Annotated in this window: 13 protein-coding genes; 10 read left to right on the top strand and 3 right to left on the bottom strand. The window is 60.1% G+C overall.

What is annotated here, in order from left to right; translation table 11 throughout:
- The first annotated feature begins 28 nt into the window (after positions 1 to 28).
- The 7 genes from EC836_RS19570 to EC836_RS19540 are packed head-to-tail and all read left to right on the top strand — an operon-like array spanning position 29 to position 6,667.
- The gene (locus EC836_RS19570; protein ID WP_123336215.1) at positions 29 to 748 is read left to right on the top strand and encodes a GntR family transcriptional regulator; all 720 of its coding nucleotides are present in this window, start codon (positions 29 to 31) and stop codon (positions 746 to 748) included.
- On the top strand, positions 745 to 1,698 hold the full coding sequence (locus EC836_RS19565; protein ID WP_199735244.1) for an alpha/beta hydrolase: 954 nt from the start codon (positions 745 to 747) through the stop codon (positions 1,696 to 1,698). Before EC836_RS19570 ends, EC836_RS19565 begins: the two co-directional genes overlap by 4 nt.
- A gap of 59 nt (positions 1,699 to 1,757) precedes the next feature.
- Positions 1,758 to 2,972, top strand: coding sequence for an ABC transporter substrate-binding protein (locus EC836_RS19560; protein WP_123336212.1), 1,215 nt, complete (start codon positions 1,758 to 1,760; stop codon positions 2,970 to 2,972).
- Between the two features lie 32 nt (positions 2,973 to 3,004).
- Positions 3,005 to 3,922 (top strand): carbohydrate ABC transporter permease, encoded by a 918-nt coding sequence (locus EC836_RS19555; RefSeq protein WP_199735243.1) that lies wholly within the window; start codon positions 3,005 to 3,007, stop codon positions 3,920 to 3,922.
- Complete coding sequence (locus EC836_RS19550) at positions 3,922 to 4,752, top strand: carbohydrate ABC transporter permease (protein WP_199735242.1); 831 nt, start codon at positions 3,922 to 3,924, stop codon at positions 4,750 to 4,752. The genes EC836_RS19555 and EC836_RS19550 overlap by 1 nt, the downstream gene beginning before the upstream one ends.
- Before the next feature lie 17 nt (positions 4,753 to 4,769).
- The gene (locus EC836_RS19545; protein ID WP_123336208.1) at positions 4,770 to 5,657 is read left to right on the top strand and encodes a sugar phosphate isomerase/epimerase; all 888 of its coding nucleotides are present in this window, start codon (positions 4,770 to 4,772) and stop codon (positions 5,655 to 5,657) included.
- Positions 5,654 to 6,667 (top strand): Gfo/Idh/MocA family protein, encoded by a 1,014-nt coding sequence (locus tag EC836_RS19540; RefSeq protein ID WP_123336206.1) that lies wholly within the window; start codon positions 5,654 to 5,656, stop codon positions 6,665 to 6,667. The genes EC836_RS19545 and EC836_RS19540 overlap by 4 nt, the downstream gene beginning before the upstream one ends.
- A gap of 312 nt (positions 6,668 to 6,979) precedes the next feature.
- Here EC836_RS19540 and lptG read toward each other — a convergent pair whose 3' ends face one another.
- Positions 6,980 to 8,056: an LPS export ABC transporter permease LptG gene (lptG, locus tag EC836_RS19530; RefSeq protein ID WP_123336202.1), complete on the bottom strand. Its 1,077-nt coding sequence runs from the start codon at positions 8,054 to 8,056 to the stop codon at positions 6,980 to 6,982.
- On the bottom strand, positions 8,056 to 9,156 hold the full coding sequence (gene lptF / locus EC836_RS19525) for an LPS export ABC transporter permease LptF (RefSeq protein WP_123336200.1): 1,101 nt from the start codon (positions 9,154 to 9,156) through the stop codon (positions 8,056 to 8,058). Before lptF ends, lptG begins: the two co-directional genes overlap by 1 nt.
- Positions 9,157 to 9,424: 268 nt before the next feature.
- Between lptF and pepA the strand changes: the two genes are divergently transcribed.
- From pepA to EC836_RS19510, 3 genes are all read left to right on the top strand, one after another.
- A complete protein-coding gene (pepA, locus tag EC836_RS19520) occupies positions 9,425 to 10,936 on the top strand; it encodes a leucyl aminopeptidase (RefSeq protein WP_123336198.1) in 1,512 nt (503 codons plus the stop codon).
- Positions 10,937 to 11,067: 131 nt separating this feature from the next.
- Positions 11,068 to 11,526 (top strand): DNA polymerase III subunit chi, encoded by a 459-nt coding sequence (locus EC836_RS19515; protein ID WP_123336196.1) that lies wholly within the window; start codon positions 11,068 to 11,070, stop codon positions 11,524 to 11,526.
- 6 nt (positions 11,527 to 11,532) lie between these two features.
- Positions 11,533 to 14,388 carry a valine--tRNA ligase gene (locus tag EC836_RS19510; protein WP_123336194.1) on the top strand — a complete coding sequence of 952 codons (2,856 nt, stop codon included), beginning with the start codon at positions 11,533 to 11,535 and terminating at the stop codon, positions 14,386 to 14,388.
- 720 nt (positions 14,389 to 15,108) lie between these two features.
- On the opposite strand, the gene EC836_RS19505 is transcribed toward EC836_RS19510, so the two are convergent.
- Positions 15,109 to 16,125 (bottom strand): M48 family metallopeptidase, encoded by a 1,017-nt coding sequence (locus EC836_RS19505; protein ID WP_123336191.1) that lies wholly within the window; start codon positions 16,123 to 16,125, stop codon positions 15,109 to 15,111.
- Positions 16,126 to 16,127: the final 2 nt, after the last annotated feature.

Raw genomic sequence — 16,127 nt, 5'->3', positions numbered from 1 at the left:
GATAACGTTAAACAAGTGTTAATAAAAAATGGCGATTGAAACTTTTAACCTGAGCACACTTCCTGGAAAAATCAGCGATATCGGCCGCCGCAGCAGCGCGCTGTTCGAGCTGTTACAGCAGCAGATCGTACTCGGCATCCTGCCGCCGATGTCGGTGGTGCTGGAGCTGGATCTGGCGCAGCGCTTTGGCTACAGCCAGAGCACGGTGCGCGAGGCGCTGCTGGCGCTCCAGCAGGAAGGTCTGGTTCATCGTCAGCCGCACCGGGGAACCCAAATCTCGCCCTGCACCGAACAGGAGGCGATAGAAATGATCCACATCCGCCACGATATTGAGTGCCGCGCCGTATCGCGCGTGCTGGAACTGACGGCGGATGCCCGCGCTCAGCTGCGCACCCTGCTACTGAAGGATATCGAGGCGATGATCGCCGCCGCCCGCGCCGGGGATGAGTATCTGCTCTCCTGCTACGACCGCGCATTCCACCTGCGGCTTTACAGCTGCGCGCAGCTGCCCAACGTCGAGCCGATCCTCAAGCGCTGCCTGGTGCACAACCACCGGTATAAAATTCTGCACTGCGGCGGCGGCGATACCTCGCGGCTGCTGGACAGCGCCGAGCGCCACCACCTGCTGATCGACGCCATCGACGGCGGAGACAGCGCGGCGCTGGTCGCCTGCCTGTCGCACCATATCCGTACCGCCGTAGATTTCGGGCCGGACCTGACCCAGCCGGACGCGGGGAAACTGCTGTGAGCCTGAACGGAGTGCCTTCGGCGGAAATGGCCGCGCTGCTGCGTGAACTCCAGCAGGAAGACGCCGGGCTGCCGGACCCGACCACGCTCTCCCCCGCTGAGGGACGGGCGCAGGCGGAGCGCGGCAACCGGCGCTGGAATCAGCAGTTGCCGCCGATGGCGCAGGTAACGCCGTTTACGCTGCAGGAAGCCGGGCAGCCGACGATTACCGGTACGCTGTACACCCCGGAGAACGCCGGGCCGGGGGCGATCGTCTACGTTCACGGCGGCGGCTGGGCGTTTTGCAGCGCCGCCAGCCACCAGCGCAGCGCGCGGGTGCTGGCCGCCGAAAGCGGCGTGCCGGTCATTCTGTTTGATTACCGCCTGGCCCCGGAACACCCTTATCCCGCCGGGCTGGAGGACACGCAGCGCCTGTGGCAGCAGCTCAGCAGCGGCAAGCTGTTCCCGCATCTGGACCGCCGGCGCCTGGGGCTGGCCGGTGACAGCGCCGGGGCCAATCTGGCCGTGGCGCTGATGCTCTCCCTGCCGGAAGACGCCGTTCGCCCCTGCTGCGGCCTGCTGTTTTACGGCGTGTACGGCGCGGATTTTACTACCGCCTCCTATCAACAGTTCGCCGGCGGCCCGGGGCTGACCCGCGAAAAAATGCAGCGCTACTGGCACTGGTATCAGCCGGATGCACAGGCGCGCCGGCAGCCGCTGACGGCCCCCCTGCACGCCAGCGATGCGGCGCTGAAGGCGCTGCCACCGCTGTGGCTGAATGCGGCAGAAATCGATCCGCTGTGCAGCGACAGCGAGCTGTTCGCCGCCCGCCTGCACGCGCTGGGGCGCGACGATCGCCTGAGCATCGTCCCCGGCGTGGTCCACGGTTTTATGCAGATGACCCTGCGCCTGCCCGCGGCAGTGACGGCACACAAGGAGGCGGCCCATGCCTGGCATCACCTGACGCGCTGAATCGCGACTGAACCCTACAGCTATCCTGCAAACTTATAAAATAATCAGGAGCACAAGAAATGAAACGAGTAATGTCATCGCTGACGTTAGCGGCCTCCCTTTGCCTGTCGGTTTCCGCCAGCCAGGCCGCCACTGTCCACTACTGGTATCACCTGGATAATGCCGACAACACCATGTCGGATTTAATTACTAAATTCGAAAAGGCCAACCCGGGAATTAAGATCGACGCGGAGAATATTCCGTGGAACAGCTATTACGATAATCTTTATACCTCGCTGGTGGGCGGCAACGCGCCGGATGCGGCAATGGTGAAAAGCTTCGCCCTGCCGCGCCTGCACGAGATGGAAGCCCTTGAGCCGCTGGATGCTTACATCAGTAAGTGGTCCGGCAAAGACGACCTGCTGGAAAATACGGTGGATATCGCGCGCGGCGGTATGGATAAGCAGTATTACCTGCCGGTGCAATATATCGTTTCCTATCTTTATTACCGCACCGACTATTTCGAGAAGGCCGGACTGACGCCGCCAAAAACCTGCGATGAGTTTTATGCCGATATTAAGAAACTCACTCAGGATACCAACGGCGACGGCAAAACCGATATTTACGGTTTTGGATTCCGCGGCGGCGTCGGCGGCCAGGATATGTGGGCACCATTGGTGATGCCGGCCGGCGGTGAATTCAGCAAGGGCGGGCTGACCAAACCGGCCGTGCTGCAGGCAAGCCAGCGCATTGTCGACGCCTACAAAGCCGGTGAGTTCCCCCCTTCCGCTACCACCGACGGCTTCAAGGACGTGATCGGCGCATTTAAAGCGGGCAAAACCGCGATGACCATCCACCATATCGGCTCGGCCAACGATCTGGTGGCGGTGCTGGGCGATAAAGTTTCCGCCGTGCCGCTACCGGCGTGCAATGAAAAGCGCTGGGCGCCGATCGCCGTGGAATCTAACGCCATCTTCACCACCGCCGCCGATAAAGAGGCAACGTGGAAGTGGATCGCCTTCCTCTCCAGCCATGAAAACAACGCGCAGTTTAACCGCGCCACCGGGCAGCTGCCGGTGACCAAAAGCGACACCAAAACGTGGAAAACCCATCCGCAGCGCTTTATCGACGCCACCGTCAACTCACTGCCGGACGCCCACGACTACCCCAATACGCCGCAGCTCTCTGACTTCATCAACACCGTCTGGCCGGTCAACATGCAGCAGGCGCTGCTGGGGCAGATCACCGTTGAGCAGATGAACAGCAAAATCGAATCCCTGTTTAGCCAGCAATAGCGCCGGCCGAACCGCCACTTTGAGGTGTGATTATGGTGATGGAAAATTCTCTCGCCCCGCCCCGGCTGCGCCGTACCGGGCTGGCGCGACGCGTGCTGCCCTATGCGCTGCTCTCTCCGGCGGTGCTGGTGACGCTGGCGATTGTCTTCCTGCCGATGGTGCAGGCCACGTGGATGAGCTTTCATGACTACGTGCTGTGGAAGCCGAAGGCCTTTACCTTCAGCGGCCTGAATAACTGGTACAAGATGTTTGCCGACGAGGTGTTCTGGACCTCGCTGAAACACACGGCGATCTGGATCGGCGTGACCATTCCCGCTCAGCTGCTGCTGGGGCTGGTTACCGCGCTGCTGCTTAACCAGCAGTTTTTCTGGCGGCCGCTGGCCCGTGCGCTGATCATCATACCGTGGGCGCTGCCCAGCGTGGTGATCGCGCTGATGTGGGCGTGGATCTACGATCCGAACTACGGCGTGCTGAACGACTTCCTGCTGCGCATGAAGCTGATCACCACCTCGATCGGCTGGCTGTCAAACCCGGATACCGCGCTCTATGCGGTGATCCTGACGCTGACCTGGCAGGGCTTCCCGTTCTTTACGGTGATGATCCTCGCCGCGCTGCAGTCGATCCCGCAAAGCTATTATGAAGCCGCCTCGCTGGACGGGGCCGGGCGCTGGAAGCAGTTCTGGCATATCACCCTGCCGGGGATCTCCGGCGTGCTGCTGACCGCCGTACTGCTGCGCATTATCTGGGTGGCCAACTCGATCGATGTGATCTTCGTGATGACCGGCGGCGGCCCCGGCTATGCCACCTATACCCTGCCGCTCTACTCGTTTATCAAAGCGCGCACCAACCTGGACTTCGGCTACGGCTCCGCGCTGGCGGTCAGCTTCACCCTGATGCTGCTGGTTCTGGTGGTGATCTACCTGCGCCGCACCATGCGGAGGGTTGCATAATGGTCATTAACAAATCCCTGCCGAAGCGCCTGCTGACGATACATCTGCCGATGCTGGCGATCCTCGCGTTCACGCTTGGCCCCTATATCTGGATGTTTTTCACCGCCATCACGCCGAAAGAGCGGCTGTTTACCACCGGACCCGGCATCAGCCATCCGACGTTCGAGAACTTTACCAACCTGTTTGCCCGCGTCGGTTTTCTGGAAAACATGATGCACAGCGCCATCGTGGCGGGCGGCACCGTGGTGCTCGGCCTGCTGCTGAGTATCCCGGCGGCGTATGCTTTCTCGCGCTTTAACTTTCGCGGCAAGCGGGTGCTGCTGATGCAGTTCCTGGTGATCAATATGTTCCCGGTGGTGCTGCTAATCCTGCCGCTGTTTGTGCTGATGAAACAGATCGGCCTGCTGGACTCGCATCTGGGGCTGATTATCGCTAACTCTACCGTCGCCATTCCGTTCTCCATCTGGATGATGACCAGCTACATCAACGGCATTCCCAAATCGGTGGATGAAGCGGCGATGACCGACGGCTGCAGCCGCCTGCAGGCGATGTGGAAAGTGGTGCTGCCGCTCTGCACGCCGGGCGTGATCGCCACCGGCATTTACATCTTTATCACCGCCTGGAACGAGTATCTCTACGCGCTGACCCTCGGCGGGCGCAACGTCAAAACCATTACCGTCGCCATTCAGAAGCTGATCGGCGAATACCAGATCGAATGGGGACTGCTCAGCGCGGGCGGCATTATCGGCGCCCTGCCCGCGACCGTCCTGTTCCTTATCGTACAAAAACGTTTAATCAGTGGCATGACACAAGGCGCCGTCAAAGGCTGACGGCGCAGGAGGATGTAATGAATAACCCGGTTGGCATTATCTCAATGCAGTTTGTTCGTCCGTTTTTAAGCAAGGATCTGTCGCTGTTCAGCCATATCCGCGAGCTGGGCTTCGATTTTATCGAGCTGCTGGTTCCCGAGCCGGAAGACCAGCTCAATCTGCACGAGGTGCGTCAGGCGCTGGCCGACAGCGGGCTGGGCGTGGTGCTGGCGGCCAGGGTCAATATGCAGCGCAGCATCGCCAGTGAAAACGCCGCCGCGCGCCAGGGCGGTATCGACTACCTGCGCTACTGTATCGACAGCGCCGCGCAGCTGGGAGCCACTATCGTTGGCGGCCCGCTGTACGGTGAACCGCTGGTGTTTGCCGGGCGTGCGCCCACGCCGGCGGATGATGCGCAGATTGCCCGTCGCCTTGAGGCCACCGTCAGCGCCCTGCGCCAGGTCGCTCCGCAGGCAGCCGACGGCGACATAGCGCTGGCGCTGGAGCCGCTGAACCGTTTTGAAACCGATATCGTCTGCTCCGTGGCGCAGGGAATTGAGGTGGTGGATGCCGTTGACCATCCGGCGCTGGGGCTGCTGCTGGATACCTTCCATATGAATATGGAAGAGAGCAGCCTGCCGGGCGCGATCCGCGCCGCCGGTTCACGCATCGTTCACTTCCAGGCCAATGAAAACCATCGCGGCTTCCCCGGCACCGGCCATGTGAACTGGGCCGAGGTGATGCGCGCCCTGCACGACGTCGACTATCGCGGCCCGGTGTCGCTGGAGCCGTTCCGCCGCGACGACTGGCGGGTGGGTCTGCCGATCGCCCACTGGCGCGCGCCGCATGAAGATGAATCAGAAAAATTACGCGCCGGACTGGCGCTGGTGAAATCCTCTTTAACCTTTGCAGGAGTGGCCGGATGAGTTTAACCATTGGCTGGGTCGGTTGTGGCCGACACGCAACGCAGATGCTGCTGCCGCAGCTGGCACCGAATAACGTCACCCTGGGCGCGGTCTGCGACCTGAATCCGCAGGCCGCACAGGACGTGGCCCGGCACTACGGCGTCTCGGCGGTGTACAGCGATTTTCAACAGCTGCTGGCGCACCCGGGGCTGGATGCCATCGGCATGGCGGTAGGGCCGCAGCAGCACGAGGAGTTTGCCATTGCGGCGCTGAAGCGCGGGCTGCCGGTGTTTATTGAGAAGCCGCCGGGCGGCAGCACCGAGGGGGCACAGGCGATTGCCGCCGCCTCCCGCAGAACCGGCGTGGCCGCTTATGTCGGCTTTATGAAGCGCTATTCTACCGGCAACAAGATCGCCGGAAACGTGCTGCGCAGCGGCGACTTCGGCGATGTGCTCGGCTTCCAGGGCAACTATATGACCGCGCCGGGCTACTTCAGCGGGGCAGTGGACTACACCAGCTTCTACCTGCATCACTGCGTGCATTATATGGATCTGATGCCGTGGCTGGTCGGCGCGGAAATCGTCGATTTGCAGGCCAGAGCGCTCGAGCATCGCCCCGGCCACCTGCTGGCGCATCTGAATATGGCGTTTGCCAACGGCGCGATCGGTACGCTGGTGATGGGCACCGTGCAGTCGCGCGGCACGCCGATGGAGAACATCACCGTGATGGGCAACCACCAGCGGATTGAGGTGGACAACGTAATTAACGTCGCCTGGCATCGCGACCCGCCGTTCAAGGCCGAGGATGAGCTGGCGCGGCTGGATAACGCCAGCGATACCCTGTGCTGGACGCCGAACTTTACCGCCGCCGCCAATGAGGATCATAAGGGTTACCACGCGCTGCTGCGCGATGTGTTCCGCGGGATGAAGGGCGAAAGCAGCCAGGCGCCGACCATTGAAGATGGCGTGCGGGCAATGCAAAACCTGGAGCGGATGATTGCGGCAATTAATCAGCAGATTCGGCAGAAATAACAGGGCTGAGACTGGAACAGGAACAGGAGCCAGGGCTGGGGCTGGAACAGGGGCCGAGACCGGAAGCTGCAACTGGAACTGGGACTGGAACCGGAACTGGAACTGGAACTGGAACTGGAACTGGAACTGGCGCAGTCAGTAAACAAGAAGGGCCGGACAAACCGGCCCTTCCTGGTAACAACGATGGCAGGATCTTGATTACAGCTACCCCCGCCCGCTGTGCGTTCCGGTATGGCTTTCGCCACAGACCATCGCTCAGGCTAAGACATCGCGCTTACCTTCTTCATCACGCGACATCCTGTTATGCCAGCACTACCTTCGTTTGAGCAGCAGGAACACGCTGAGGGCGAAGAACGCGGCACTCGGCAGCAGCGCACCCAGCAGCGGAGGAATATGGTAAACCAGGCTCAGCGGGCCAAAAATCTGGTCCAGCACGTAGAACAGGAAGCCGAAGCTGATCCCCACCACCACGCGGAAGCCCATCGACACGCTGCGCAGCGGGCCGAAGATAAACGACAGCGCCATCAGCATCATCACCGCCACCGACAGCGGCTGGAAGATTTTGCTCCACATATTCAGCTGATAGCGGCCGGGCGTCTGCCCGCTCTGCTCAAGGTATTTGGTGTAGTTATATAGCCCGCGAATCGACAGCGCTTCCGGGTCCAGCGCTACCACGCCCAGCTTGTCCGGCGTCAGCGAGGTTTTCCACTCGCCGCTCAGCGTCTGGCTGCCCTTGACCTGTTCAGGATCGGTCAGGTCCGACTGGTCAACCTGCGCCAGCTCCCACACCTTTTTCTCGGCGTTGTATTTGGCCGAAGCCGCATAACGCACCGACTGTAGCCGACGGTCATGGTTAAAGCTGTAAATACTGATCCCGGCCAGCTGGTTGTCATCGCGAATGCGCTCGATAAAAATAAAGTTATCGCCGTCTTTCGCCCACAGCCCGCCCTGCGTGGAGAGCAGCGAGCCGCCCACCAGCTGCTGAGCGCGGTAGTTACGCGCCATCTGCTCGCCCTGCGGCGCAACAAATTCACCGATGGCCATAGTCAGCAACACCAGCGGGATCGCCGTTTTCATCACCGAGGCGGCAATCTGCAGGCGGGTAAAGCCGGAGGCCTGCATCACCACCAGTTCGCTGCGCTGTGCCAGCGTACCGAGGCCGAGCAGCGCGCCGAGCAGCGCCGCCATCGGGAAGAAGATCTCGATATCTTTTGGCACGCTCAGCACGGTATACAGCCAGGCCCCGGCGGCGGTGTATTCGCCCTGCCCGGTTTTGCGCAGCTGATCGACAAATTTGATGATGCCGGAGAGCGACACCAGCATAAACAGCGTCGCCATGATGGTGTTAAATATCGTTTTACCGATATAGCGGTCAAGAACGCCAAACATCAGACTGTGCCTCTCTTGTTGAACCGCGCGCGCAGACGACGCATCGGCACCGTATCCCACATATTCAGCAGCACCGCCAGGCCCAGATAGCCCAGGTTAACCGCCCACATCCAGACGGCCGGGTCAATGCGGCCCTTGCCGCCGCTGGAGCGCAGGGAGCTTTGCAGCAGGAAGAACACCAGATACAGCAGCATCGCAGGCAGCATCGACAGCACGCGTCCCTGACGCGGGTTGACCACGCTGAGCGGCACCACCATCAGCGCCATCACCAGCACCGAGAAGATCAGCGTCAGACGCCAGTGCAGTTCGCTGCGGAAATCAGGTTTATCCGACTGCCACAGGGCTAACAGCGACGCCTGTTCAGAATCGTTCGGGTCCAGCGTGACGGTCTGATGCCCGACGATAGCCTGATAGTTTTTAAAATCGGTAATGCGGAAATCACGCAGCAGCGCGGTGCCCTCAAAGCGGGTACCGTTATCCAGCGTCACCACCTGAGAACCGTCGGCGCGCTGATTCATATGGCCGTGATCGGCCACCACCACGGACGGGCGGGCATTGCCTTTCGGCCGCAGCTGTGCGAGGAAAACGCTGTCAAAGGTGTTGCCCTTCACGTTTTCAATAAACAGCACCGACTGGCCGTCAGAGGACTGCTGGAACTGGCCCGCCGCCAGCGCTGCCGCGCCGGGGTTGGCCTTGGCGTTCTGCATCACTTCGCTCTGATGGCGCGATGACCAGGGGCCAAGCCAGCCGACGTTTACCGCCGCCAGTAGCGCAGTAAACAGCATCAGCACCATCGCCGCTTTGACCAGCACGTTTTTGCCCAAACCACAGGCGTGCATCACGGTGATTTCACTCTCGGTGTATAACCGGCCAAGCGTCATCAAAATGGCTAAAAACAGGCTCAACGGCAGGATAAGCTGCGCCATCTCCGGCACGCCAAGGCCCAATAATGTCAGTACTAAATTTGTTGGAATTTCGCCATCAACCGCGGCTCCTAAAATCCTGACTAACTTCTGGCAAAAGAAGATCAGCAGCAGGATGAACAGGATAGCCAGCTGGCTTTTGAGCATTTCCCGAACCAGATATCTAATGATGATCACGCTGAATACGCCTGTGAAAACTTGTCTTTTTGCAGGAAAATCGCTAGTTTCATCGCTTATACGCCATTTTTTCTCATCAATGGCCCTGTCATAGCTAAAATAGTATGGCAATAAATCGCGTTCTGGTGATGAAAAAACAAAAAATTATCACCGAAACTCAATCTGACGTTCGTGACTAAACGACGTTTACGCAACGACACTTTCCGTTACGGAAGCGACATATACTAGCCGCAGCAAGCGCCGTTGTCTTTAAGATTCAGGAGAGTGCATGGAGTTCAGTGTAAAAAGCGGTAGCCCGGAAAAACAGCGCAGTGCCTGTATTGTAGTGGGCGTATTTGAACCGCGCCGGCTGTCACCGATTGCTGAACAGCTGGATAAAATCAGCGATGGCTACATCAGCGCCCTGCTGCGCCGTGGTGAACTGGAAGGGAAAGTGGGGCAGACATTGCTGCTGCACCATGTGCCAAACATTCTCTCTGAGCGTATTTTGCTGATTGGCTGTGGCAAAGAGCGAGAGCTGGACGAGCGCCAGTACAAGCAGGTCATTCAGAAAACTATCAACACCCTGAACGACACCGGTTCAATGGAGGCCGTCTGCTTCCTTACCGAGCTGCACGTTAAAGGCCGGAATACCTACTGGAAAGTGCGCCAGGCGGTTGAAACCTCAAAAGAGACGCTCTACAGCTTCGATCAGCTGAAAAGCAACAAGGTTGAGCCACGTCGCCCGCTGCGCAAGCTGGTATTCAATGTGCCAACCCGCCGCGAGCTGACCAGCGGCGAGCGCGCGATCCAGCACGGACTGGCGGTTGCCGCCGGCGTGAAGGCGGCGAAAGACCTCGGCAATATGCCACCGAATATCTGTAACGCCGCCTACCTGGCTTCACAGGCGCGTCAGCTGGCCGACGCCTACAGCAAAAACATCACCACCCGCGTCATCGGCGAACAGCAGATGAAAGAGCTGGGGATGAATGCCTATCTCGCCGTCGGTGCCGGTTCGCAGAATGAATCGCTGATGTCGGTGATTGAGTACAAAGGCAACCCGGATGCGGAAGCGCGCCCGATTGTGCTGGTCGGTAAAGGCGTGACCTTCGATACCGGCGGCATCTCGCTGAAGCCGGGCGAAGCAATGGACGAAATGAAGTACGATATGTGCGGCGCGGCGTCGGTGTACGGCGTGATGCGCATGGTCGCCGAGCTGAACCTGCCGCTGAACGTGGTGGGCGTGCTGGCGGGCTGTGAAAACATGCCCGGTGGTCGTGCCTATCGTCCGGGCGACGTGCTGACCACCATGTCCGGCCAGACGGTTGAAGTGCTGAATACCGATGCCGAAGGCCGTCTGGTGCTGTGCGACGCGTTGACCTACGTGGAGCGCTTCGAGCCGGAAGTGGTGATCGACGTGGCCACGCTGACCGGGGCCTGCGTGATTGCGCTGGGCCACCATATCAGCGGCCTGCTGTCGAACCACAATCCGCTGGCGCACGAGCTGATCGGTGCGTCTGAACAGGCCGGTGACCGCGCGTGGCGCCTGCCGATGGCCGACGAGTATCAGGAGCAGCTGGACTCCAACTTTGCCGATATGGCAAACATTGGGGGCCGTCCCGGCGGTGCGATTACCGCCGCCTGCTTCCTGGCGCGCTTTGCCCGTAAGTACAACTGGGCGCACCTCGACGTTGCCGGTACCGCCTGGCGCTCCGGCAAGGCGAAAGGCGCGACCGGTCGCCCCGTTGCGCTGCTGTCTCAGTTCCTGCTTAACCGCGCCGGTCTGAACGGCGACGATTAACAGCATCGTGCGGGAGGCCTGAACGCTTCCCGCCCGGGCGGATGCACCTTTCGCCCGCTGCTGATAAGATAACCCTGCAATGGCGGACTCCGATCCGCCGTTGCTGTTTTTTCTCCAACCAGGCCAGAGGCATGAAAAACGCAACGTTCTATCTGCTGGAAACCGATACGCCGGTCGGCGGGCTGAGCGCGCAGGAAGCGCTGGTCTGCGATCTGGCGGAGGCCCGCTGGCGTGACGGCAAACGCGTGCTGATAGCCTGTGAAGACGAAGCGCAGGCTATCCGGCTGGATGAAGCGCTGTGGCAGCGCCCGGCCAGCGCCTTTGTGCCGCATAATCTGGCCGGTGAAGGCCCGAAATACGGCGCGCCGGTCGAACTGGCCTGGCCTCAGCGCCGAGGCAATGCGCCGCGCGATCTGCTGATCAGCCTGCTGCCGCAGTTTGCAGATTTTGCCACCGCTTTCTATGAAGTGATAGACTTCGTACCCTATGAAGCATCTTTGAAACAGCTGGCGCGCGATCGCTACAAAGTGTATCGCAGCGTTGGATTCCACTTGAATACGGCAACGCCGCCCTTGCCACCAACGACATAGCAGAACATGGAAAAGACATATAACCCGCAAGATATCGAGCAGCCGCTTTACGAGCACTGGGAAAAGCAGGGCTACTTTAAACCGAATGGCGATACCAGCCAGGAAAGCTTCTGCATCATGATCCCGCCGCCGAACGTCACCGGTAGCTTGCATATGGGTCACGCCTTCCAGCAGACCATTATGGACACCATGATCCGCTACCAGCGTATGCAGGGGAAAAACACCCTGTGGCAGGCGGGGACCGACCATGCCGGTATCGCCACCCAGATGGTGGTTGAGCGCAAAATCGCGGCCGAAGAAGGCAAAACCCGCCAGGATTACGGCCGCGACGCGTTTATCGAAAAAATTTGGCAGTGGAAAGAAGAATCCGGCGGCACCATTACCCGCCAGATGCGCCGCCTCGGCAACTCGGTTGACTGGGAGCGCGAGCGCTTCACCATGGATGAAGGCCTGTCCAACGCGGTGAAAGAAGTCTTCGTTCGCCTGCACAAAGAGAACCTGATCTACCGCGGCAAGCGCTTGGTTAACTGGGATCCTAAACTGCGCACCGCCATTTCCGATCTGGAAGTGGAGAACCGCGAATCCAAAGGATCAATGTGGCACCTGCGCTACCCGCTGGCCGACGGCGTGAAAACCGCCGACGGTAAAGATTATCTGGTCGTCGCGACGACCCGTCCCGAAACCGTGCTCGGTGATACCGGCGTGGCCGTTAACCCGGAAGATCCGCGTTATAAAGATCTGATCGGCAAGTTCCTTGTGCTGCCGCTGGTTAACCGCCGCATTCCAATCGTTGGTGACGAACACGCCGATATGGAAAAAGGCACCGGCTGCGTGAAAATCACCCCGGCGCACGACTTCAACGACTACGAAGTGGGCCGCCGCCACAAGTTGCCGATGATCAACATTCTGACCTTCGACGGTGATATCCGCGAATCCGCTCAGGTGTTTGATACCAACGGCGAAGAGTGCGACGACCACGGTACCGAGATCCCGCTGGCGTTCCAGAAGCTGGAGCGCTTTGCCGCGCGTAAAGCCATTGTGGCTGCGATTGACGCACTGGGCCTGCTGGACGAAATCAAGCCTCACGATCTGACCGTACCTTACGGCGATCGCGGCGGCGTGGTCATCGAACCGATGCTGACCGACCAGTGGTACGTGCGTACTGCACCGCTGGCGAAAGTCGCGGTAGAAGCGGTAGAAAACGGCGATATCCAGTTCGTACCTAAGCAGTATGAAAACATGTACTTCTCGTGGATGCGTGATATCCAGGACTGGTGCATCTCCCGTCAGCTGTGGTGGGGCCACCGTATTCCGGCCTGGTACGATGCGGAAGGTAATGTCTACGTGGCACGTACCGAAGCCGAAGTGCGTGCGGAAAACAACATCGCCGACGATGTGGTGCTGACCCAGGACGAAGACGTGCTGGATACCTGGTTCTCATCCGGCCTGTGGACCTTCTCCACCCTCGGCTGGCCGGAGAATACCGAAGCGCTGCGCACCTTCCACCCGACCAGCGTGCTGGTCAGCGGCTTCGACATTATCTTCTTCTGGATTGCGCGCATGATCATGCTGACCATGCACTTCATCAAAGACGAAGACGGCAAACCGCAGGTTCCGTTCAAGACCGTGTATATGACCGGCCTGATCCGCGACGACGAAGGGCAGAAGATGTCCAAGTCGAAGGGTAACGTTATCGATCCGCTGGATATGGTTGACGGTATTTCGCTGGAAGATCTGCTGGAAAAACGCACCGGCAACATGATGCAGCCGCAGCTGGCGGAAAAAATCCGCAAGCGCACCGAGAAACAGTTCCCGAACGGCATTGAACCGCACGGCACCGACGCCCTGCGCTTTACCCTGGCGGCACTGGCCTCGACCGGTCGCGACATCAACTGGGATATGAAGCGCCTGGAAGGCTACCGCAACTTCTGTAACAAGCTGTGGAACGCCAGCCGCTTTGTACTGATGAACACCGAAGAGCACGACTGCGGCTTTAACGGTGGCGAGCTGGAACTGTCGCTGGCAGATCGCTGGATCCTGGCTGAATTCAACCAGACGGTGAAGGCTTACCGCGACGCGCTGGACAGCTATCGCTTTGATATCGCTGCCGGTATTCTGTATGAGTTCACCTGGAACCAGTTCTGCGACTGGTATCTGGAGCTGGCCAAGCCGGTGATGAACGGCGGTACCGAAGCCCAGCTGCGCGGCACGCGTAATACGCTGGTCACGGTGCTGGAATCGCTGCTGCGCCTGGCGCATCCGATTATTCCATTTATCACCGAAACCATCTGGCAGCGCGTGAAGGTGCTGAAGAACATCAGCGACGACACTATCATGCTGCAGCCGATGCCGGCGTTCGACGCGGCACACGTGGATGCCGTGGCAATGGCGGATACCGAGTGGCTGAAGCAGGCGATTGTCGCGGTGCGTAATATTCGCAACGAGATGAACATCTCCCCGGCCAAGCCGCTGGATGTGCTGCTGCGCGGAGCCAGCGATGAGGCGGCCCGCCGCGTGACTGAAAACCACAACTTCCTGAAGACGCTGGCGCGTCTGGATAAGCTGGAGCTGCTGCCTGCCGGAGATAAAGGCCCGGTGTCGGTAACCAAGCTGGTTGAGGGTGCAGAGCTGCTGATCCCGATGGCCGAGCTGGTGGATAAAACCGCCGAGCTGGAACGTCTGGCGAAGGAAGTGGGCAAGATTGACGTGGAGATGGAGAAGATTACCGCCAAGCTGGGGAACGAAGGTTTCGTTGCCCGTGCGCCGGAAGCGGTTGTCGCCAAGGAGCGTGAGCGCCTGGCGGACTTCGAGCAGGCTAAGATCAAGCTGATCGAGCAGCAGGGCGTGATTGCCGCGCTGTAAGTTTTCTCCGCAAGTCTGATGATTGAAACCGCCGTCTGTTGATGGCGGTTTTTTTTTGCGTTTTACAGCCAGGATGATCGTTCTCGGGCTGAAGGTGGCTTTAGCTATGGATAATGGCTGTAAGTTCAGGCAGTGGCTGCAAATTTAAGAAGTGGCTGTAGGTTTGGGGAGCGTGGGCCCGTCCCGGCGGCCTGCGGTCGGTCCTCGCGCCGAGCTTCGCACGGTGCCTTCGGTTACGGCATCCGGCCTTTCGGACCGGCCAGGAGCGGGCGTCCTGCCCGCGCCTGGCCTGGCGCCCGCATCCATGCTGTCGCCTCCGGTCCCGCTGCCTGCACCTCAGCGCTGCGGATTGCCCGCTGGCCGCCGGGACGGGCCCACTTCATCCATCCTGCTGGCTTTTAAAAACACCGCTTAATCGCAAAAGGGGTCTTACTTTCTTTAAGGCTACATCTGAACGACAAAGCGGGCGGGCTGTGCTCTCGATCGGGCAATCCACAGCGCTGAGTGCCGAGAGGAAGCCAGGATTCGCCTGCAAGGACGCAGGCGAAAGGCACAGCCGCGCAGGACGCGCGTCTGTGCCGGTCCGTCCGGCTGACGAGCGAAGTGAGGGCACCGCGAAGCGGCGCGAGGACCGGCCCGAACGGGAGCACAGCCCGCCAGCCAGACACAGGAATCCCAGACGGCATCAAACGCATACTCAGCCAGACGTCGAACCTGACCCTACTCCGCCGCTCGAATCACCTTAATCCGCTCCGGCATATCCGGATGGGTACTCATCCATTCCGGTAAACTCAGCCCGTGACTCTCCTTCTCGCCCGACTGCTGAAGCTGGCTATAAATCTCCGCCATCGCCGCCAGCGAACGCCCCTGCACCTTCATCTGCGCAATCGCGTACGCATCAGCTTCCCGCTCCATGCCGCGCGAAAACTGCATCTGATGCACAAACGCCGCCGACTGCAGCAGCGTATCGCCAATCCCGCTGACGTCCCCGGTCAGCCACATGTAGCTCAGCGAGATCAGCGACGAACGCACCAGCATCCGCATGGGGTGGCGATAACGATGATGGCCAATTTCATGCAGCATCACCGCCGCCAGCGCATCATCGCTTTTCGCCATGCGCACCAGATCGTCACTGACCACCAGCGTGCCGTCCGCCAGCATAAAGGCGTTCGCGCCGCCGTCGAAATGCATGATCTTCAGCCGCAGCGGCACCGCGTCCTGCTTCATCTCTCCGGGAATAATACCGCTAAACAGGCGTTCCATTCGCTGCTGCTGCTCCGGCATCAGCTTACCATCGCTAAAGCCGCTGCTCTGCAACAGGGTCAGCGTTTGCTGCCCCACCTGCCGCTCGACGTAAGCCGGCATATTAGACGCCAGCGCGGTGCTGGCGGCAGGCAGGATCACCCAGACATAGAGCGCGATAGCGGCCAGCGTGGCCAGCAGGGTCAGACCGACGCCGCGACGGTGCCGCTCCAGACGATGCACCAGCCCCGGACGGTGGCGCTGCTGCCACCACTGACGAAAGGCGGCGTCGTCCTCCGGCACAAAGCGCCCACCGTCGGCAAAGGTCAGCGTCAGCGGAATCGAGCCCAGCGCGTCGGATACCGATATCGCGTTGAGCAGGACGATTTGCTGCTGCCCGTTGCAGTCCAGCACCAGATGCCGCTCATGTAATGTGAGACGGGCAGCCTCGCGAGCTGCCCGTCCGGGAGACTGATAATAGCCGTTAAGCTGCACAA

Source organism: Erwinia sp. JUb26 (genome assembly GCF_003751505.1).
Classification (GTDB): domain Bacteria; phylum Pseudomonadota; class Gammaproteobacteria; order Enterobacterales; family Enterobacteriaceae; genus Erwinia.
Note: the sequence above shows the minus strand (reverse complement) of the source record. Positions and strands in the feature narration are given on the sequence as shown.